Source organism: Achromobacter sp. 46006 (assembly GCF_059761975.1).
Genome location: NZ_JCBANN010000015.1, coordinates 37,303 through 56,591, shown reverse-complemented (window position 1 = coordinate 56,591; position 19,289 = coordinate 37,303). Strand labels below are relative to the sequence as shown.

Sequence of the window (19,289 nt, the reverse complement as noted above, 5' to 3'; positions counted from 1 at the left end):
CTGTGTGCGGTGCCGCGGCCTGGGCTGGGAGCGGCCTCGCAGATGCGCATGCGCACCGCCAGGCCACGCCCATCACTCCACCGCCTTGACCATCTCTTCCAGAACCTTCTTGGCATCGCCAAACACCATCATGGTGCGGTCCATGTAGAACAGTTCGTTGTCCAGGCCGGCGTAGCCGGAGGCCATCGAGCGCTTGTTCACGATCACGGTGCGGGCCTTGTAGGCTTCCAGGATCGGCATGCCTGCGATCGGCGACTTGGGATCGTTCTTGGCCGCGGGGTTGACCACGTCGTTGGCGCCCAGCACCAGCACCACGTCGGTCTGGCCGAACTCGCTGTTGATGTCTTCCATCTCGAAGACCTGGTCGTAGGGTACTTCGGCCTCGGCCAGCAGCACGTTCATGTGGCCGGGCATGCGGCCGGCGACCGGGTGGATGGCGTACTTGACCGTCACACCGCGCTCGGTGAGCTTCTCGGCCAGTTCCTTGAGCGCGTGCTGGGCGCGCGCCACCGCCAGGCCGTAGCCCGGCACGATGGTGACGCTTTCGGCATTGGTCATCAGGAAGGCCGCGTCATCGGGGCTGCCCGATTTGACGCTGCGCTGCTGCCCGCCGCCCGCCGCCGCGGCCTCGCCGGCCTGGCCGCCGAAGCCGCCCAGGATCACGTTGAAGAACGAGCGGTTCATCGCCTTGCACATGATGTACGAGAGGATGGCGCCGGACGAGCCCACCAGCGAGCCGGCGATGATCAGCATCGGGTTGTTCAGCGAGAAGCCGATGCCCGCCGCCGCCCAGCCCGAATAGCTGTTCAGCATCGACACCACCACCGGCATGTCGGCGCCGCCGATCGGGATGATGATCAGCACGCCAAGCACGAAGGCGATCAGCGTCATGATGATGAACGGCGTCCAGGCCTGCGTCAGCATGAACCACACGCCCATCGCCAGCATCAGCAGCGCCAGCGCCAGGTTCAGCATGTGCTGGCCGGCGAAGACCACCGGCGCGCCCTGGAACAGCCGGAACTTGTACTTGCCCGACAGCTTGCCGAAGGCGATCACCGAGCCCGAGAAGGTGATGGCGCCGACGAAAGTGCCGATGAACAGCTCGAAGCGGTTGCCGGTGGGGATCAGCGTGCCGGCGGCGGCGATGCCGAAGGCGTGCGGCTCGGCCACCACCGCGACCGCGATGGCGACCGCCGCCAGGCCGATCATGCTGTGCATGAAGGCGACCAGCTCGGGCATCTTGGTCATTTCGACGCGCTTGGCCATCAGCGTGCCGATCGAGCCGCCAACCAGCAGGCCCAGCAGCACCCAGCCCAGCCCGATGGTGGCGGTGCCCGAGCGCGCCAGCCCGACGATGAGCGCGCCGGTGGTCAGCACCGCGATCGCCATGCCGGCCATGCCGAAGGCGTTGCCCAGGCGCGACGTTGTTGGATGCGACAGGCCCTTGAGCGCCTGGATGAAGCAGACCGAGGCAACCAGGTAGAGCAGCGTGACGAGGTTCAGCGAGATCATTTCGCTTCCTCCTTGGCCGGCTTCCTGTCTTTCTTCTTGAACATCTCCAGCATGCGCCGCGTGACCAGGAAGCCGCCGAACACGTTGACCGCGGCCAGCGCCACGGCGAACACGCCCATGCCGCGCGCCAGCCCGCCTTCGGTCAGCGCCGCCGCCAGCATGGCGCCGACGATGATGATGGCCGAGATTGCGTTGGTCACCGCCATCAGCGGGGTGTGCAGCGCGGGGGTGACGTTCCAGACCACGTGGTAGCCGACGTAGATGGCCAGCACGAAGATGATGAGATTCATCAGGGTGGGGTTGATCGCTTCCATGCTGTTAGCTCCCGCGCGTCACATTGCCGCCTTCGCACACCAGGCAGGCCGCCACGATTTCATCGTCGCGCTGGATCGCCAGCGCGCCGTCCGCATTGATGATGAGTTTCAGGAAGTCGAGGATGTTGCGGGCGTAGAGCGCCGACGCGTCCGTCGCGACCAGGCCGGGCAGGTTGGTCAGCCCCACCAGGGTCACGCCGTGCTTTCCGACCACCTTGCCTTTTTCGGACAGCGGGCAGTTGCCGCCGCGCTCGACCGCCAGGTCCACCAGCACCGAGCCGGGCTTCATGGCCGCGACGGTTTCGGCCGACACCAGCGTCGGCGCGGGCCGGCCCGGTATCAGGGCGGTGGTGATGACGATGTCGGCCTGCTTGCAGCGCTCCGACACCAGCGCCGCCTGCCGCGCCATCCAGGCCGGCGGCATGGGGCGGGCGTAACCGCCCACGCCCTGCGCGATCTCGCGTTCCTCGTCGGTTTCGAACGGCACGTCGATGAACTTGGCGCCGAGCGATTCGACCTGCTCGCGCGCGGCCGGCCGCACGTCGGAGGCCTCGACCACCGCGCCCAGGCGCTTGGCCGTGGCGATGGCCTGCAGGCCGGCGACGCCGGTGCCCAGCACCACCGCGCGCGCGGCCTTGAGCGTTCCGGCTGCGGTCATCATCATGGGGATCAGGCGGCCGTAGTGGTGGGCCGCCAGCAGCACGGCCTTGTAGCCGGCCAGGTTGGCCTGCGACGACAGCACGTCCAGGCTCTGCGCGCGGGTGATGCGGGGCGCGGCTTCCAGCGCGAAGCCGGTCAGGCCGGCCGCGGCCATCTGCGCGAGGCCCTCGGCGTCGAAGGGATCGAGCATGCCGATGACCACGGCGCCGGCTTTCATCCGCGGCAGTTCGACCGCGGAGGGCGCGCGAACCTTCATGACCAGCTCCGCTCCCAGGGCCTCCTGGGCGCTGCCGAGCGTGGCGCCGGCGGCCTCGTAGGCTTCATCCAGATAGCGCGCCGCGGTGCCCGCGCCACGCTCCACGACAACGGTGTGTTTGCCGCCCACGTACTTCTTGACGGTCTCCGGTGTTGCTGCGACACGGGTTTCCCCGTCTCGGGTTTCCTTTGGTATCCCGATGTGCATCGACGCCTCTCCTCAGAAGGTTCGCCGTAGTTATAACGGATATACGCCCCGGGGAGGAGTTTGCGAGCCGAGCAAAAGAAAAGCCCCATGGGGTTAACCATGGGGCTTGGGGCTCGAGCCCCGGTCATACCGGCCAGACTGACAACTGGCTGCTGGCCGGCACTGGCGCGCAGGCGTCCGGCGTCAGGCCGTCTGCGCGCGAGTCCAGTCGATCAGCGCGGCGGTCAGGTCGCGCAGGTCGGCCTTGAGGCGGCCGTAGTCGGCCGATGGACGCAGGCTGACCTCGTCCATGTAGAGCTTGCGGTTGATCTCGATCTGCAGGCTGTGGCGGCCCTCTTCGGGGCGGCCGAAGGCGCGCACCAGCTCGACGCCTTTGTAGGGGTCGTTGACTGTCACGTTGTAGCCGCGTTCGCGCAGCCATGCGGCGACGAACTCGCGGAAGGCCGGGTCGCTGGTGCTGCCGTCGCGGTCGCCCAGCACGAAGTCGGGGTGGACCAGACCGGGGCGGTCGGTGGCATAGGCGCCGGCGACGCTGGGCATGGAGTGGCAATTGATGTGCCAGACCTTGCCGAACTTCTGGTGGGCGCTGTCGAGCACCTGGCCGAGCGCTGCATGATACGGCTTCCAGCAGGCCTCGATGCGGTGCGTGACTTCCTCGACGCTCAGCTTGCGGTCGTACAGCGGCGTGCCGTCGTCCAGCATGCGCCAGATCAGGCCCTTGCCCAGCTTGACCTTGGACGATGCGTTGACCGCGCCGGGCCAGGCCTGGTCCAGCAGCAGTTCGTCGATTTCATCGGGGGCGCGGTTGGCATCGATGTAGGCGCGCGGAAAGTTCGCGGCGACCATGGGCACGCCCATGTCGATGGCATCGCCCCACAGATCGTCAACCCAGGTGTCCTCGGCGGTGCGCAGGGCGCCGAAATCCACGGCGGGCGCGAAGTCGGGCGGGTAGGTGGTGCCGCTGTGCGGGGAGTCCAGCACCAGCGGGGCCGAGGGCGCCGAATTCGGATATTGCTGCGGAAGGTCGAGCCGATAGGACAGGGGTTGGGTAATTCGCATATAGGGGTCGTGCGTTCGTGAATCGGAGACCCCCGCGCGCCGCGCGGGCGCGGCGGGGGCCGAAGATCGCTTAGTCGATCTTCACGTTGGCTTCTTTGGCGATGCGCTTGTTCTTGGCGATTTCCGCCGAGATCTGCTTGGCGAACGCTTCCGGCGTGTTGGCGGCGGGTTCGGCGCCCAGCGCTTCCAGGCGCGACTTGACGTCGGCTTCGGCGCTGACCTTCTGGACGGCGGCGTTCAGCTTGGCCAGGATCGGCGCAGGCAGCTTGGCCGGGGCGACCAGGCCGAACCACGAGGCGTCGTTGACGGCGGGCAGGCCGACTTCGGCGAAAGTCGGCACGTTAGGCAGGCTGGCGACGCGCTTGGGCGCAGCGACGGCCATGGCGATCAGGCGGCCGGACTGCACGTGCGGCAGGGTCGAGGGCAGGTTGTCGTACATGACGTCGACCTGGCCGGCCAGTGCATCGTTCAGCGCCGGGCCCACGCCGCGGTAGGGCACGTGCATCAGATCGGTGCCCGAGGCCATCTTGAACAGTTCGCCCATCATGTGCGAGACCGAGCCGTTGCCGGCCGAGGCGTACGTCAGCTTGCCCGGCTGGCTCTTGGCCAGCTTGATGAACTCGGCCATGTCCTTGGCCTGCACCTTCGGGTTGATGGTCATGATGTTCGGCACGGCGGCCAGGTTCGAGATCGGCGTGAAATCCTTCTCGCCATCGAAAGGCAGATTCGGATAGATGGCCGGGTTGATGCCGTGCGTGCTGACGGTGGCAATGCCCAGGGTGTAGCCGTCCGGCGCGCTGCTGGCGACAAAGGCGCTGCCGATCGAACCACCGGCGCCGCCGCGGTTTTCCACCACGACGGTCTGGCCCAGTTCCTTGCCCAGCTTGTCGGCGAACAGGCGGCCGACGATGTCGGTGGTGCCTCCCGGCGGGAACGGCACGATCAGGCGGATCGGCTTGCTCGGATAGGCGTCGTCGGCATGGGCGATGCCCGAGGTCAGCGGCGTGGTCAGCGTCGCGACGGCGACACAAAGACCCAGGACTACATTACGGCGTTGCATGAATTCCCCTCTGAATTGGAACGCGGATGCGCAAAAAGGCAGACGCAAACAGGAAGATTCTTTCCTGCAAGCCCAGTTTGCACAAACGAAAGTTTCTCCTTAAGCTATGACTTTTTTTCATGCCTCTTTTGCGGCGAGGTTTCATTATGTAACCTCACGCCCGGCAAACCCGGTATCGAGGCGAGCTCCCATGAGACGGTTCTGTCCTTCGCTCACCGACCTGCAGGCCTTTGAAGTGGCCGCCAGGCACAGCAGTTTCACCCGCGCCGCGCAGGAGCTGTGCGTGACGCAGGGCGCGGTGAGTAAGCAAGTGAAACACCTGGAGGAGTTCGTTGGCGTCGAACTATTCCTGCGCATCAGGCAAGGCCTGGTGCTGACCGAGGCCGGCCGCGGCTACCTGACCAAGATTCAGGCCGGGCTGGGCCAGATCGAGGCGGCCACGGTCGAGCTGATCGCGCATCAGGGGCAGGGGGGCACCCTCAACCTGACCTGCATGCCGACCTTTGGCGCGCGCTGGCTGATCCCGCGCCTGACCGCCTTCATGCGGCTGCGCCCGGACATCCATGTCGAATTCCTGCCACACCGCCAGGGCTACGATTTTTCGTCGCCCGAACTGGACGCCGCGGTCCGCTTCGGCGAAGGCATCTGGCCGGGCAGCGGCGCCGACTACATCGTCGGCCGCGAGATCCTGCCGGTCTGCAGCCCGCGCCTGATCCCAGGAGGCTGTAGCACGCCGGCGGACCTGCTGGCCTATCCCCTGCTGCACCATACCTCGGCCCTGGAGGGCTGGCGCGACTGGTTCGAGCAGGCCGGCTGCGATACCCGGCGCAGCCTGGAAGGCGCGCGTTTCGACCAGTACGCGCTGCTGTCGCAGGCCGCCGCCGCCGGCTTCGGCGTGGCGCTGATCCCGCGCTGCCTGATCGAAGACGAGCTACGCGACGGCAAGCTGGCGGTGGCGATCCAGTTGCCGATCCGCGCGCGCATGGGCTATTACCTTTGCTATCCCGATCAGAAGGCCAACCTGCCGACGCTGCAGGCGTTCCGGACCTGGCTGATGGAGGTCTCGCGGGCGGCCGAGCCGCAACCCGAGACAGAGGCCAGCCCGCAGTAAAATGGCATGATCATGAGTCAAATATCCACCAAGAAGGGCCGCGTTGTCGTCGGCATGTCCGGCGGGGTCGATTCTTCGGTCACCGCCTGGCTGCTCAAGCAGCAGGGCTACGAGGTCGTCGGCCTGTTCATGAAGAACTGGGAAGACGACGACGATTCCGAATACTGCTCCACCCGGCAGGACCTGCTGGACGCGGCCAGCGTGGCCGACCTGGTGGGCGTGGAATTCGAATACGTCAATTTTGCCGCCGAATACAAGGACCGAGTGTTCGCGGAATTCCTGCGTGAATACTCCGCCGGCCGCACGCCCAACCCGGACGTGCTGTGCAACGCCGAGATCAAGTTCAAGGCCTTCCTCGACCACGCCATGGCGCTGGGCGCCGAGCACATCGCCACCGGTCACTACGCCCGCGTGCGGGAAGTGGCGGCCGCAGGGGGCGGCTCGCGCTTCGAGCTGCTCAAGGCGCTGGACGCTTCCAAGGACCAGAGCTATTTCCTGCATCGCCTGAACCAGGCGCAACTGTCGCGCACTCTGTTTCCGCTGGGCGAGATCCACAAGACCGAGGTGCGCCGCATTGCGCATGAGATCGGCCTGCACAACGCGGCCAAGAAAGATTCGACCGGCATCTGCTTCATCGGCGAGCGGCCGTTCCGCGAGTTCCTCAACCGCTATCTGCCGACCGAGCCGGGCCCGATCCTGACGCCCGAGGGGCAGAAGGTCGGGCGCCACGAGGGCCTGTCGTTCTACACGCTGGGCCAGCGCAAGGGCCTGGGCGTGGGCGGCGTGAAGGGCCGCCAGCGCGAGGATGGCACCGCCGAGGCCTGGTACGTGGCGCGCAAGGATCTCGAGCGCAACGTGCTCTACGTGGTGCAGGGGCATGATCATCCCTGGCTGCTGTCCGGCTCGCTGCGGGCGCAGGACGTCAGTTGGGTCGCCGGGCATGCGCCCGCCGCTGGTGAATACGGCGCCAAGACGCGCTACCGGCAGGCCGACGCGGCCTGCCGGCTGGGCGATGCGACCACCGAAGGCTTCGCGCTCGACTTCGGCGAGCCGCAATGGGCGGTCACGCCCGGGCAATCGGCGGTGCTTTACGATGGCGATATCTGCCTGGGCGGCGGCATCATCGTCTAGGCGCGCCGGCCCGCGACGGGCCGCCGCAATGCCGATAGCAGTTCCAGCCAGGCCCCGCGGGCGTCGCGTCCGCGGGGCCTGGCTCATGAAAAGCGGCGCATGCCGACAACGAGAGGAGAGGGATGTGGATGTAACGATGGTGATTTGCCTGCTGGCGCTGGGCGCGGTGGCGGGTTTCGCGGCGGGCCTGCTGGGCATCGGCGGGGGTATGTTGCTGGTGCCGTTCCTGACGATGCTGTTCGCCTGGAAGGGCATGCCGGCCGACCTGGTGGTGCATGCCGCCATCGCCACCTCGATGACCTCGATCCTGTTCACCTCGATCTCCAGCGTGCGCGCGCACCAGCAGAAGGGCACCATCAAGTGGCCGATTGTGTGGGCGATGGCGCCGGGCATCATCCTCGGCGGCCTGCTGTCGGGCGGCGCGGTGTTCGCGGCGCTCAGCACCCTGTGGCTGTCGCTGTTCTTCGCGCTGTTCGTGGGCTATTCCGGCTGGAACATGCTGCGCAACAAGAAGCCCAAGCCCAGCCGCCAGATGCCGGGTGTGGTCGGCACCAGCGCGGCTGGCGCCGGCATCGGCTTCCTGTCGGGGCTGGTGGGGGCGGGTGGCGGCTTCCTGTCGGTGCCGTTCATGGTCTGGTGCAACGTGGCGCTGCACAACGCGGTTTCGACCTCGGCCGCGCTGGGCTTTCCGATCGCCTTGGCCAACAGCATCGGTTACGTCGTGTCCGGGCTCAATGAAGGCGCGACCCGGCCGGGCATGCTGGGCTACATCTATTGGCCGGCGCTGCTTGTGCTGGTGTGCGTGAGCGTGCTGACGGCGCCGCTGGGCGCGCGCATGGCGCATCGCCTGCCGGTGCAGACCCTGAAGCGGGTGTTCGCCTGCCTGCTGTTCGGGCTGGCGGCCTACATGCTGTTCAAGGCCGGCCAGGCATACTGGGCCTGAGCCGGACGCGACCCGGACGTGAAACCGGCCGCGCGAGGCGGCCGGATCGGTGCGGATGTGGGGTCAGGCCGTCCTGGGGATGGTATCCACGAACGACTGGCGCTGCGACAGCTTGTCGTACAGGCGGGCGAGGTTGGCGTGGTCGGCGCGCCAGTCCAGTTCGGCGAAGCGCAGGTCGAGGTAGCCCAGGGCACAGCCCACGGCGATATCGGCCAGGCTGTAGTTGATACCCATGCAGTGGGCATTCTCGCCCAGGCTCTTGTTCATGGCGTCCAGGCTGGCGTGGATCTTGCCGTATTGGCGCTCGATCCATTCCGGGCTGCGCTGCGCCTCGGGGCGCTGCTTTTCCTTGACGATGGTGACGCAGGCGTCCAGCAAGCCGTCGGCGATGGCTTCCCAGCACTTGACAGCCGCGCGGTCGCGGCCCGGCTGAGGAATCAGGCGGGCGACGGGGGACAAGGTATCCAGGTATTCGACGATGACGCGCGAATCGAACAGGGCGCCGCCATCTTCCATGACCAGGCAGGGCACCTTGCCCAGCGGGTTGTACGTTTGGATCTGCGTGTCGGCGGACCAGACGTTTTCGAGTTCAAGCCGATAATCCAGCTTTTTCTCGGCCATGACGATACGCACCTTGCGCACGTATGGACTGGTAAGCGAGCCGATCAGTTTCATGGATTCACAAGCGGAGTCGGAAAGCGGCCGAAGTATAGCAGGCCGCATGACGGCCAAACCGTCCGCGGGACGGAATCCCGCCCAGTTTGCCACAATGTTGCGTGGCCCTGAATGATAAAATCGCCGGGTTTTCCCATCCGCCGCTTTTTCTTTCCCAGACCATGCAAATCGCCGACCAGCTTAGCCAACTTAATGCCCTTTCGCCACTGGATGGCCGTTATGCCTCCCGCGGCGATGCGTTGCGCGGACTGCTTTCCGAGGCCGGTTTCATGGCCCACCGCGTCGAAGTCGAGGTGGCCTGGCTGGTCGCCCTGTCCGATGCCGGCCTGCCGGAGTTGCCCGCCTTCTCGCAGGAAGCCCGTGCCCGCCTGCAGCAACTGGTGCGCGATTTCTCCGAAGCCGATGCCGCGCGCATCAAGGACATCGAGCGCGTCACCAACCACGACGTCAAGGCCGTCGAGTACTGGCTCAAGGAAAAGGTCGCCGATCACGCCGAACTTGCGGCCGCGGCCGAATTCATCCACTTCGCCTGCACCTCCGAAGACATCAACAACACATCGCACGCGCTGATGTTGTCGCGCGCGCGCAGCGAAGTGGTGCTGCCGCGGCTGCGTGAAATTGCCGCCAAGCTCAACGACATGGCGGTGGCCCAGGCCGATCAGCCGATGTTGTCGCGCACCCATGGCCAGCCGGCCAGCCCGACCACGCTGGGCAAGGAATTCGCCAACGTCGCGGCGCGCCTGAACCGCGCCATTGCCGCGATCGAAGCGGTCGAGCCGCTGGCCAAGCTCAACGGCGCCACCGGCAACTACAACGCCCACCTGTCGGCCTACCCCGAAATCGACTGGCCCGCCTTCAGCCAGCGCGTGCTCGCCGGCCTGGGCCTGACCCAGAACCGCCACACCATCCAGATCGAACCGCACGACTGGATGTCGGCGCTGTTCGACGCCATCGTGCGCGCCAACATCATCGTGCTCGACCTGGACCGCGACATCTGGGGCTACGTGGCCCTGGGCTACTTCAAGCAGCGCCTGAAGGAGGGCGAGGTCGGTTCGTCGACCATGCCGCACAAGGTCAACCCGATCGACTTCGAGAATTCCGAAGGCAACCTGGGCCTGGCCAACGCCGTGCTGCGCCACCTGTCCGACAAGCTGCCGATCTCCCGCTGGCAGCGCGACCTGACCGACTCCACCGTGTTGCGCAACCTGGGCGTGGGCCTGGGCTACTGCCTGGTGGCCTGGGATGCCTGCATGCGCGGCCTGGGCAAGCTGGAAGTCAACACCGCCGCGATCGACGCCGATATCGACGCCTGCTGGGAAGTGCTGGCCGAGCCGGTGCAGACCGTCATGCGCCGCTACGGTCTGCCGCAGCCGTACGAACAGCTCAAGGCCCTGACGCGCGGCAAGGGCATCACCGAGGAAGCCCTGCGGGAATTCATCCAGGGCCTGGCCCTGCCGGACGAGCCCAAGGCGCGCCTCCTGGCGATGACCCCGCGTTCGTACATCGGCCTGGCCGCGGATCTGGCCCGGGCGGTATAGTCGCCTCGCCGCGCGCGACTGCGCGCGGCATTCTTGTCGTACTTACGGGAGATTGCAATGAAGAAGTTGTCCACGCTTGCCGCGCTGGCCTGTCTGACCGTCGGGTCGCTGCTGGCGACCTCGGCCCGGGCGCAGTTCGCCAAGCCTGAAGATGCCGTCAAGTACCGCCAGTCGGCGTTGACGCTGATGGCTTCGCACTTCGGTCGCATGGTGCCGGTGGTCAAGGGGCAGGCGCCCTACGACGCGGCCCAGATCAAGGCCAATGTCGAAGTGCTCAAGACGCTGTCGGCGTTGCCCTGGACGGCCTTTGGCGCGGGTACCGAAGGCGGCGACGCGCGTCCGGAAATCTGGAGCGACGCGGCGGGTTTCAAGCAGAAGCAGCAGGCGTTCCAGGACAACATCGTCAAGCTGTCGGCCGCCGCCGATGCCGGCGACCTCGACAAGCTGCGCGCCGCCTTCGGCGACGTTGGCGCAAGCTGCAAGGCCTGCCACGACAGCTATCGCAAGAAGAAGTAAACCGGCCTAGTTGTGCGCCGGGACTTGCAAAAAGCCCCTCGGGATCGCCGAGGGGCTTTTTCATTGGCGCCAGCGCGCGGCAATCGCCGCCAGCCTACGAGAATGACATGTCGGCCGCGATCTCGAGTGAGCGGATCCACAGCACCAGTCCGGTAACACAGGCGCCCAGGAGCAGCGCGCGCAGCCATACCGCCAGCCCGTCCTGCGTCGGCGCGGTGCCCGGCGGTACGTCCTTCGGATCGACGTTGCCGGTGATGATGGCGCGTACCAGGCGCTTGCGCCGCACCAGGGCATACCAGGCCACGGCCAGCAGATGCAGGGCCACCAGGGCGAGGATGACCCATTCGTTGAGCTTGTGCCATGAGGTCAGCAGGTTGGCGGTGGATTCGCTGACATGGCCAAACAACGGTCCCTGGGTCATGATGTCGTCAGTGGCGAACAGGCCGCTGACGGCCTGGAAGCCGACCACCAGCAGCAGCGCCAGCACCGATAGCGCGCCCAGCGGATTGTGCCCGGCAGGCGCGGCCGCGCCTTTGAGGTAGCGGGCCACCGCGAGCGGTCCGCGCACGAACTGGGAGAAGCGCGCATAGCGCGGGCCGATGAAGCCCCACAGCACGCGGAAGATGATCAGGCCGAGCGCGGCGCAGCCGAAGCGCACATGCCAGTCCATGTACAGGCCGCCGAGTTTCACGCTGACGAAGGCGCCAACGATGCAGGCGACCAGCGCCCAATGAAACAGGCGGGTGGGAAGATCCCAGATACGGATGGCGAGGCGATTGGTTTGCATGGTGGAGGCGCCGTGACTGCATTGCCCGCGACTTTATCACGCACAAATGAAGCCGCCACGGCGCGGGCCGTGGCGGTAGGGGGGCTGGGACGGAACCCTGGCTCAGCGAGCGGCGCGCCGCACCGGCTCGATGCGATGCACGTGCTCGTGGCGGAAGCGGATACGCTGGCCGGGGGCCTTCTGCGCGGCGTTTCCGCACGGCACGACTTCCGTGGTGTAGGTGGTCGTGCCATCGATCGGTGCGTTGAAAATCACGGTGGCGCGAATCGCCGGGCCGTGCGCCGGTTGCAGGTAAACGATGTCGCCGATATGGATCGGCATGTCGTCCAGCTTGGTGTGGGCCGGGCGCCGGATTAGGTCCGAGGTGGTGAAGCGAGTATTCATGATGTGTTCTCTTTCAAGTTCTTGTTATGGGAATTGCCGCGTCTTGCTTGCTGCCTGGCCGGGACGAGGGCGCTGTCGCGCCTCGTGTCAGGTCATGCATGACGCTAACGTAACGCATATCCGCCGCCGGTCCTTTGCGCATTCTCATGGTTTGCGGGCGCGCCGGACAGGCTGCGGGTGCGGCCCCTGGCCTGAGCCAGGGGGGGCTGCCGGGACCGCCGGCATCAGTGGCTGGCGGCGGGCCTGGCGGGCGATGGCGCTGCAACGCCATCGCGGGTTCATTGCAGCGGATCGGTGCTGCGCCGGATACTGGCCGAGCGTGCCGGACTGGGCGGCATGATCGGGGCGAACGTTGCTGGCGGCCTGCGGCGTTGTCGTCGGCGCAACGGCGCCTGGCGAATCAGCAACGGAGTTGCCTCTGGGCGGGGCTGTCTGCCGTGCGGCCGGCTACCGTGTTCAGCGGCGCTGGCAGTCTGTTGGCAGCCGTCTTTTGGCAGTCGTTCTGCGTTCTTGGGGTTGTCTGTCGCAGAACAGTACGAAAACCTGGCTCCGCCAAGGCGGTGAAAGGCAAACGGGATACCCGGAAAAAGGGGGGGCGCCAAAAAGGAATACCCTGCTTGTGTCTTGCCGTGTCCGCCTGTTCCTTGCGGATGCCGCGTGTAGCGTGCGGGGACGCGGGTTCGAGCCTTTCGGTGTCCTTACCCGGTGGCTTCACCCGGTGACTTCACCTTTCGGGGACTTTATTTTCCCCTGGCCGGCGGCTTTATTCCCCCGGCTCCGTCGCCTGCTGGCTTCTATTTGGTATTTGGTATTTCTATTTGGTATCTATCGTTGGCCTGTTCCTGCTGCGCAGCAATAGGCCAACAAATAATTATAAAGCTGAAGTGATGGTTTCGCAAGGGGGCGGTTGGCGGCCATGCCATCCCCGATGGGGCCTGGCGTCAATGCGTGGCCGGCCGGGCCTGGCGCTGGGCTTCGATGATCAACGATTCCAGGCGTGGCGACATGCGCAGGGCAACCTGCGCGGCGGTCGATCCATCGGGGCCAGTGTCGGTTTCCAGTGCCAGTTCGATGCGCTCGCCATCGAAGGCTTCCGGCGCGGCCTGGATCTCGACATAGCGTTGCAGCAAGGCATCGACCGCCTTCTGCGCATCGGCCAGGGCTTCATCGCCCAGGTGACCGGGGCGCAGATACTGATTGGCCACGCGCGCCAGATCGTTCATGAAGAACAACAGGGCGGCCGCGCCGCGGCAATCGGGATGGGCAAAGCCCCAGGTGTCGGGAGAAGCGTCTTGGGTCATTCGTTGCAGGGCAGGGAAAGTTGAGAGGGCGGCCGCGGGCCGGCACCCCGGCATTTTAGGGGCTGCGGGCCCTGGACGGCTGGCGGGCCCGCCAGCAGGCTGTCTGGTGCCGCCTGTCGGCGTCCCGCTTGGGGCATACTGGACACCCCATGATAAGACTTGCACGCTCAGCCGACCTGGCCCTCCTGCCCGATATCGAACGTTCCGCCGCCGCGCGTTTCCTGGGGACGCCCATGGCCTGGGCCGCGGCCGGCGCCCCCTTGCCGCCGGCCGAACTGGCGCAAGCCGCGGCGGCCCGCCTGTTGTGGGTGGCGCCCGGCGACGACGACCGGCCGGCGGGGTTCGCCCTGGCGCGGCCAATGGACAATGACCTGTATCTGGCGGAAATGTCGGTCGCCCTGGGCCTGCAAGGCCGTGGGCTGGGACGCGAACTGCTGCGGGCAGTGGTCGCGCACGCGCGTGGCGCGGGCATCTTTCATGGCGTGGTGTTGACCACGGATCGCGAATTGCCCTGGAATGCGCCGTTCTACCGGCGGCAGGGCTTTGCCGAGCTGCCGGTGGCGCAACAGACGCCGGCCCTGCGGGCCCGGCTCCAGGCCGAGGCCGCTGCCGGGTTCGACCCCGCGCGGCGTTGTGCCATGCGCCTGGTCCTGGCGAACTGAGGCACGGCGCCGGCGCCTGTGTCATATCGATTCGATGGCAACAAAATCCGCTCATCGGCAGCGCGTCGAGGGCGCTTCGGGATAATCTGCCGTGGAACCGTCTGCCAGCAGGGCTGGCGGCCTGACGCAACGTTTTACGCATGGGGGAAAGGGCATGGCACTGCTGCGGATCTGCCTGGCCGGCCTGGCGGCGGCTTCGATGCTGGCGCTGGCGGCCTGCGGCAACCGTGAGCCCCAGGAGCGGGCCGCGTTCATCGGTCTGTTGCAACACCGTATCGCGGCGGGCGAGCTGGTGCCGATCGGCGCTCTCAGCGAGGCCGAGAAAGAAGCGGTGGGCCGCTACGACAATGCCTATGCCGTGATTGCCGATTTCCAGGCGGCCATGGCCCAGGCGGCACAGCCGCTGCGGCCGATCCTGGCGGCCGAGCGCATTCAATCGGTGGAAGACATCATGCAGCGGCGCGAGGCGCTGGCGGCGGCGCGCAATACGCTGGCCCGCAGTGCCGGCGTATTGCAGGATGCCAAGGCCCGCGCCGACGAGGCGCGCGGCGCGTTGGAACTGGCGCCGGATCTCGCCCCGATCTATGACGGCGTGTATGACGAGGCAGTCACGGCGCCGGCGGCTGAATTGATGGCCGCCGCCGCCCGCCTGGATGCGATCGCGCGTGATGCGCTGGATGTTGCCGACCTCATGGCCGTCAACCCGTCCGATATCACGCTCGAGCGCGGCCAGGCCAGGGTTGCCACGCCTTCGTTGCAGCAGCGGCTCAATCAGTTGCTGCGACAACTGAACGCGCAGTCGCAAGCCCTTGAACAGGCGCGTGCCGTCGTGTCGCGCGCGGCGGCGGGCGCGCGCTGAATGTGGCCCGGGGTGCGGCATTTCGGGCGCAACGATGAAGGGGCGGCAGCGCCCGGAGCGGCGCGCCGCTTTGTACAATGCGGGTCTCGCGGCGCAAGCCGCACCTTGGACGGAACATGAGTCAATCTTCCAGCTTGCACTATCGGACCTTCCTGCTCCTCCTGGTGGTCGTTTCCATCGCATTCGGCTGGCTGCTGTGGCCGTTCTACGGCGCCGTGTTCTGGGGCGCCATCCTGGCCATCCTGTTCGCGCCGCTGCAGCGCCGCCTGGTGGCGCGCGTCAGCGGTCGCCGCAATCTCGCGGCGCTGATCACGCTGATGCTGGTGCTGTTGCTGGTGATCCTGCCCGTGGTGGTCATCAGCGGCTCGCTGGTGAGCGAGGGCGCCAACCTGTATCAGAACATCAAGTCCGGGCAGATCAATTTCGGCGCCTATTTCCAGCAGGCCATGGCGGCGCTGCCGCCGTCGGTGCACGATCTGCTGGCACGATTCGACTTGGCCGATGTCCCGAGCCTGCAGGAAAAGCTCAGCGCCGGCGCGATGCAACTCAGCCAGTTCCTGGCGACGCAGGCGTTGAGTATCGGCCAGGACACGTTCCAGTTCGTGATCAGCTTCGGCATCATGTTGTACCTGCTGTTCTTCCTGTTGCGCGATGGTCCGCAACTGGGGCTGCGCATCAAGCGCGCCATGCCGCTGAGCGAGACGCACAAGCATCACCTTTTCCGCAAGTTCACGACGGTGGTGCGCGCCACGGTCAAGGGCAATATCGCGGTGGCGGCGTCGCAAGGGGCCCTGGGCGGTATCATTTTTTCCATTCTCGGCATCCAGGGCGCGCTGCTGTGGGGCGTCATTATGGGTTTCCTGTCGCTCCTGCCCGCGGTTGGCGCGGGTTTGATCTGGGCGCCCGTGGCGATTTATTTCCTGCTGACTGGCGCGACCATCAAGGGCGTGGTGCTGATCGCCTTCGGCGTGCTGGTGATCGGCATGGTCGACAACGTGTTGCGACCGATCCTGGTGGGCAAGGACACCAAGATGCCCGACTACGTCGTGTTGATCTCGACTCTGGGCGGTATGGCGTTGTTCGGGCTGAACGGTTTTGTCATCGGTCCGCTGATCGCGGCGCTGTTCATGGCCTGCTGGGATCTGTTCTCGCCGCCCGGCGACATCCCCTTGGCAACCTCGGCCAAGCCGTCCTCCCCGGCGCCGTCTTCCAAGCCCGATTGAGGCGGCGGCCGCTGGGGCTGTTCACGGTCAAGACGGCGTCAGCGCGATGGATGTAAGGTTGGGGGGGGGGGCACCGGCTCGAAAGGGCCGGTGCCCTGTGTCCAGGGCGTCGCCGGGCCGTTCCGGCCGCGCCGCTAAATTGCCTCTTGAGGAGCACGTCGGATATGGACTGGAAACTGCACAAGTCGGGCTGGATCGAAGAGCGTAACTTCGACATTGAATTCGCGGAGACGCCCGAGGGCTATCATGCCCGAGTGCGCGTTTTCGGTTTTCCCGTGCTGGAAGACACCAAGCATGTGTTTCCGAACGAGGCGCTGGCGGAGAAGGGCGCGCTGACGCTGCTCAAGAGCCAGTTCGCGGGCACGCCGGATCTGGAACAGCGCTAGCGGGGACGCCGCAGGGCGAGCGGCGCGCCAGGCCAGGTATCGATACGGCGGATGGGTGGCGCGGCAGGCAAGCGGCTGACGCCAACGGCCGCGCGGCGCGCCCCCGAGCGTTGGCGGTTCAGCGCAGCGGCAGGCGGCGCTCGCCGATGATCAGGTCGCGGTCCAGTCTTGGTTCGGTCCGCATCCTCCCCTCGGCCAGTGCACGACCGATGTCTTCTTGCGGGTCGTCTGCCGTGCGGCGGTGAGTGCTAACGTGCATTCTTTCCCAAGCGCCGTTGTCGTCTGCCCGATAGGTGATGAAGGTATCACGGCCCCCGCTTTCGGCCTCGGCCGGTGGCGGTATGTAGAGAACCAGGTCGTCCGCGCCGGCGCGCGTGATGTCGGCATGGATCAGCCAGCAGCGGGCGTGTTCCTGGGCGGGATCATCCGCCACGGCCTTTTCCGCCTTGATGCAACGGTCCAGCTCGTATGGGTTTGCGTCCACGGCGACGCGCCACCATGAATCCGGCACTGGCGCGCCAGCGGGATACGCCTTCAGGCGCGGTGGCTTTGATGGCGGCAAGGCGGCGCCTTGCCGCGTGCCCCAGTCGTAGTAGCGCCCCAGCAGCGCCTGAGCCGCGGCCTGCGCGATTTTCGGGGAATGCCGCTGGGCGGCGCCATCGGCGAGCCTGCGCACGGCCTGTCTGCCATACTGGCCGTGATCGCGCACGATGCCGAGATACGGGAATTCATGGGGCGGCACGAGGCCATCGACCAGACGCTGCACCTGGCTCTCGGCCGCGATGCGGTCCGGGCTCAGCAGCGGCGTGGAAACCAGGGCCAACGTCGCCAGTGCGGCGAACGCGGCCACGATGTTGGTGCCGCCCAGGATGGCGTGGAAGCGCCGTGGCGCAAGTGCGGCCCAGGCATAGCCCAGCGCGTAGGGCGTCAGCAAAGCCGCGGCATACATGCCCCACAGGCGCGCAGCGGTCCAGCCATACTGTTGTACGCGCACCATCAGGCCGTACAGCGCCACCAGCGCCAGCGGCAACAGGCCGCAGGCCGCGAAGCGCAGTATCGCGCGCAGCCGCGGGCCAAAAGGCGGGGCATCTACGCTGTCCTGCCAGGCCGAGTTGATCAGCTTGATCCAGACCGCGCTGAACGCGATCAGGGCGCCGGCGGACAGGGTCACGGCTCGCAGGTCCAATGCCAGGCGCGCGGCCAGCGCCAGCACGAAGGCAATGCCGACCAGCGCGACCAGTGGCAGCAGCCAGGCGGTGAGCGTCAGCCACGAACGCTGTAGCGTGTCGGCCAACTGCGGGCGGCGATGCACCCCGATCAGGCAGGTTGCCAATACCAAGGGCATCACCGTGACGACAAAGCGGGTCGATTGCACGATGTGGCTGACGACCGCGATGCCGATCATGCGGAACATGGCGCCCGCTGCCCAAAACAGCGACCAGACGGCGAGCGCCAGGCTCGCGGCCAGCGTCAGTTTGACGGCGTTGCGCCAGGCCGCGCGGAACACCCCGGGATAGTTCCAGTTGGGCCGGGCTGGATCCAGCGCCTGGATCAGCGGCAGCAGCAAGAAGCCGCTGGCGGCGGTGACCAGGCTGGCCTGGGCGCGGCTGCCGATGGTTCGACCGAGGCCGTAGGGGCCGGGCGAAAAATCAAGCAGCTGTGTCAGGCCGTAGGCGTGCAGCGCCGGCAGCAACAGGGCATAAGCCAGCAACGCCAGCAGCCAGCGCGGGCCCGAGCGCATGCCTGCCAGCATGGCCCCGGCCAGCGGCACCAGCCAGGCCCACTGGATGGCGAACAGCAGCGCGAAAGGATGGGACCAGGACCCGGATTGACGTTGCAGCCATTCATGCAGTGCCAGCGCCAGCAGGGCGCCGAGTGCGCCATACAGAAGGATGGTCCGTTCGACGGGGGACGGGCGGAGGGAAGAGGCCATGAGGATCAGAAGTCCTCGCTGCGCCAGACCTTCAGTACCCGCCCGAAGACCTCGAAATCCATGCCTTCGGTGATGTCCCAGGCATCGTACTTGGTGTTCTCGGACTTGGCCCGGACCACCAACCCGGATGCGGTGGGAATGCGCTGCAGCCGCTTGATGAAGCCTTCGCTGCCGACGCGAAAGAAATAGATGGCGTCGTATTCGACTGCCTGCACGCCACGATCGACGATCAGGGGATCGCCGGGATTGAACATGGGCCGCATCGAGTCGCCGAAGCCCGTGACGATGCACAGGTTCTTCGAGGACGAAAAGCCCCGGACATTCTTTTGCAGCCATTCAGGACTGACGTTCCAGCTCTGGATCACGCCAGGCTGGTCGCGCAGTTCGAGGCCATTTCCCATTGCGCCCCCGGTATCGAACTGGGCAATGAGCACGTTGTCGTTGGCGCTACCCAGCCGCGCGGGCTGGAATGAAACGAGGCGTCCCGGCGGTTCATCGGTCATGGCGTCCGGGCCAAGCGTGCGCCACAGGTCGGGGTGGGGCTGGTCCATCCAGTGGGCCGCCTGGCCCAGGCCGATGGCGAGCTTGGCGGCCAACGCGTCGCCGACCCGGCGCGGGTTCTTGTCCCGCCTGCCCTGGAAGCCCTGGAGTATTTGATCGAGGTATTTGCGACTGACGCCGGCGCGTTCGGCCAGGCGTTCCACGCCGCCGGCTTCGTGCACGGCGTACCTGAGGTTGTTCAGTCGTATCGAGCGGATGTCCATGGTAGCGA

At 66.6% G+C, this 19,289-nt stretch carries 20 protein-coding genes; 9 read left to right on the top strand and 11 right to left on the bottom strand.

The genetic code is table 11. From position 1 onward, the window contains the following. Positions 1-72 precede the first annotated feature (72 nt). The 5 genes from AC6LKG_RS10575 to AC6LKG_RS10555 all read right to left on the bottom strand — a co-directional run bounded on the left by AC6LKG_RS10575 (position 73) and on the right by AC6LKG_RS10555 (position 5,068). Positions 73-1,512: an NAD(P)(+) transhydrogenase (Re/Si-specific) subunit beta gene (locus tag AC6LKG_RS10575; RefSeq protein ID WP_498164273.1), complete on the bottom strand. Its 1,440-nt coding sequence runs from the start codon at positions 1,510-1,512 to the stop codon at positions 73-75. Then, positions 1,509-1,826, bottom strand: coding sequence for an NAD(P) transhydrogenase subunit alpha part 2 (locus tag AC6LKG_RS10570; RefSeq protein ID WP_006388447.1), 318 nt, complete (start codon positions 1,824-1,826; stop codon positions 1,509-1,511). The genes AC6LKG_RS10575 and AC6LKG_RS10570 overlap by 4 nt, the downstream gene beginning before the upstream one ends. A gap of 4 nt (positions 1,827-1,830) precedes the next feature. Beyond that, positions 1,831-2,949 (bottom strand): Re/Si-specific NAD(P)(+) transhydrogenase subunit alpha, encoded by a 1,119-nt coding sequence (locus AC6LKG_RS10565; protein ID WP_498164272.1) that lies wholly within the window; start codon positions 2,947-2,949, stop codon positions 1,831-1,833. Between the two features lie 183 nt (positions 2,950-3,132). Continuing rightward, entirely contained in the window at positions 3,133-4,008 is an 876-nt protein-coding gene (locus AC6LKG_RS10560) for an N-formylglutamate amidohydrolase (RefSeq protein ID WP_498164271.1), read from the bottom strand. Between the two features lie 70 nt (positions 4,009-4,078). Further along, entirely contained in the window at positions 4,079-5,068 is a 990-nt protein-coding gene (locus tag AC6LKG_RS10555) for a Bug family tripartite tricarboxylate transporter substrate binding protein (protein ID WP_498164270.1), read from the bottom strand. Between the two features lie 190 nt (positions 5,069-5,258). On the opposite strand from AC6LKG_RS10555, the gene gcvA reads away from it, so the two are divergent. From gcvA to AC6LKG_RS10540, 3 genes are all read left to right on the top strand, one after another. Continuing rightward, the gene (gene gcvA / locus AC6LKG_RS10550; protein ID WP_498164269.1) at positions 5,259-6,179 is read left to right on the top strand and encodes a transcriptional regulator GcvA; all 921 of its coding nucleotides are present in this window, start codon (positions 5,259-5,261) and stop codon (positions 6,177-6,179) included. A 12-nt stretch (positions 6,180-6,191) separates the two neighbouring features. Further along, the gene (gene mnmA / locus AC6LKG_RS10545) at positions 6,192-7,310 is read left to right on the top strand and encodes a tRNA 2-thiouridine(34) synthase MnmA (RefSeq protein WP_498164268.1); all 1,119 of its coding nucleotides are present in this window, start codon (positions 6,192-6,194) and stop codon (positions 7,308-7,310) included. Between the two features lie 124 nt (positions 7,311-7,434). After that, the gene (locus AC6LKG_RS10540) at positions 7,435-8,253 is read left to right on the top strand and encodes a sulfite exporter TauE/SafE family protein (protein WP_498164267.1); all 819 of its coding nucleotides are present in this window, start codon (positions 7,435-7,437) and stop codon (positions 8,251-8,253) included. A 63-nt stretch (positions 8,254-8,316) separates the two neighbouring features. Here AC6LKG_RS10540 and AC6LKG_RS10535 read toward each other — a convergent pair whose 3' ends face one another. Next, a complete protein-coding gene (locus AC6LKG_RS10535) occupies positions 8,317-8,928 on the bottom strand; it encodes a glutathione S-transferase (RefSeq protein WP_498164266.1) in 612 nt (203 codons plus the stop codon). Between the two features lie 161 nt (positions 8,929-9,089). Here AC6LKG_RS10535 and purB point away from each other — a divergent pair, with 161 nt between their 5' ends. Beyond that, complete coding sequence (gene purB, locus AC6LKG_RS10530) at positions 9,090-10,466, top strand: adenylosuccinate lyase (protein WP_498164265.1); 1,377 nt, start codon at positions 9,090-9,092, stop codon at positions 10,464-10,466. Positions 10,467-10,523: 57 nt separating this feature from the next. Next, a complete protein-coding gene (locus AC6LKG_RS10525; protein ID WP_498164264.1) occupies positions 10,524-10,982 on the top strand; it encodes a c-type cytochrome in 459 nt (152 codons plus the stop codon). 94 nt (positions 10,983-11,076) lie between these two features. Here AC6LKG_RS10525 and AC6LKG_RS10520 read toward each other — a convergent pair whose 3' ends face one another. From AC6LKG_RS10520 to AC6LKG_RS10510, 3 genes are all read right to left on the bottom strand, one after another. Next, positions 11,077-11,769 (bottom strand): cytochrome b/b6 domain-containing protein, encoded by a 693-nt coding sequence (locus AC6LKG_RS10520; RefSeq protein ID WP_498164263.1) that lies wholly within the window; start codon positions 11,767-11,769, stop codon positions 11,077-11,079. 102 nt (positions 11,770-11,871) lie between these two features. Beyond that, positions 11,872-12,153: a hypothetical protein gene (locus tag AC6LKG_RS10515; RefSeq protein WP_498164262.1), complete on the bottom strand. Its 282-nt coding sequence runs from the start codon at positions 12,151-12,153 to the stop codon at positions 11,872-11,874. A 941-nt stretch (positions 12,154-13,094) separates the two neighbouring features. After that, on the bottom strand, positions 13,095-13,454 hold the full coding sequence (locus AC6LKG_RS10510; RefSeq protein ID WP_498164261.1) for a hypothetical protein: 360 nt from the start codon (positions 13,452-13,454) through the stop codon (positions 13,095-13,097). Positions 13,455-13,603: 149 nt separating this feature from the next. On the opposite strand from AC6LKG_RS10510, the gene AC6LKG_RS10505 reads away from it, so the two are divergent. The 4 genes from AC6LKG_RS10505 (at position 13,604) to AC6LKG_RS10490 (ending at position 16,584) form a co-directional block, all read left to right on the top strand. Continuing rightward, positions 13,604-14,116 (top strand): GNAT family N-acetyltransferase, encoded by a 513-nt coding sequence (locus AC6LKG_RS10505; protein WP_498164260.1) that lies wholly within the window; start codon positions 13,604-13,606, stop codon positions 14,114-14,116. Positions 14,117-14,270: 154 nt separating this feature from the next. After that, on the top strand, positions 14,271-14,975 hold the full coding sequence (locus AC6LKG_RS10500; protein ID WP_498164259.1) for a DUF3053 family protein: 705 nt from the start codon (positions 14,271-14,273) through the stop codon (positions 14,973-14,975). Positions 14,976-15,091: 116 nt separating this feature from the next. Further along, positions 15,092-16,198 carry an AI-2E family transporter gene (locus AC6LKG_RS10495; protein ID WP_498164258.1) on the top strand — a complete coding sequence of 369 codons (1,107 nt, stop codon included), beginning with the start codon at positions 15,092-15,094 and terminating at the stop codon, positions 16,196-16,198. 164 nt (positions 16,199-16,362) lie between these two features. Then, positions 16,363-16,584, top strand: a complete 222-nt coding sequence (locus AC6LKG_RS10490; RefSeq protein WP_498164257.1) for a hypothetical protein — start codon at positions 16,363-16,365, stop codon at positions 16,582-16,584. A gap of 118 nt (positions 16,585-16,702) precedes the next feature. Here the strand turns inward: AC6LKG_RS10490 and AC6LKG_RS10485 are convergent, their stop codons facing one another. Continuing rightward, positions 16,703-18,517 (bottom strand): DUF4153 domain-containing protein, encoded by a 1,815-nt coding sequence (locus tag AC6LKG_RS10485; RefSeq protein WP_498164256.1) that lies wholly within the window; start codon positions 18,515-18,517, stop codon positions 16,703-16,705. 5 nt (positions 18,518-18,522) lie between these two features. Next, positions 18,523-19,281, bottom strand: coding sequence for a S24 family peptidase (locus AC6LKG_RS10480; protein WP_498164255.1), 759 nt, complete (start codon positions 19,279-19,281; stop codon positions 18,523-18,525). Between the last annotated feature and the right edge of the window lie 8 nt (positions 19,282-19,289).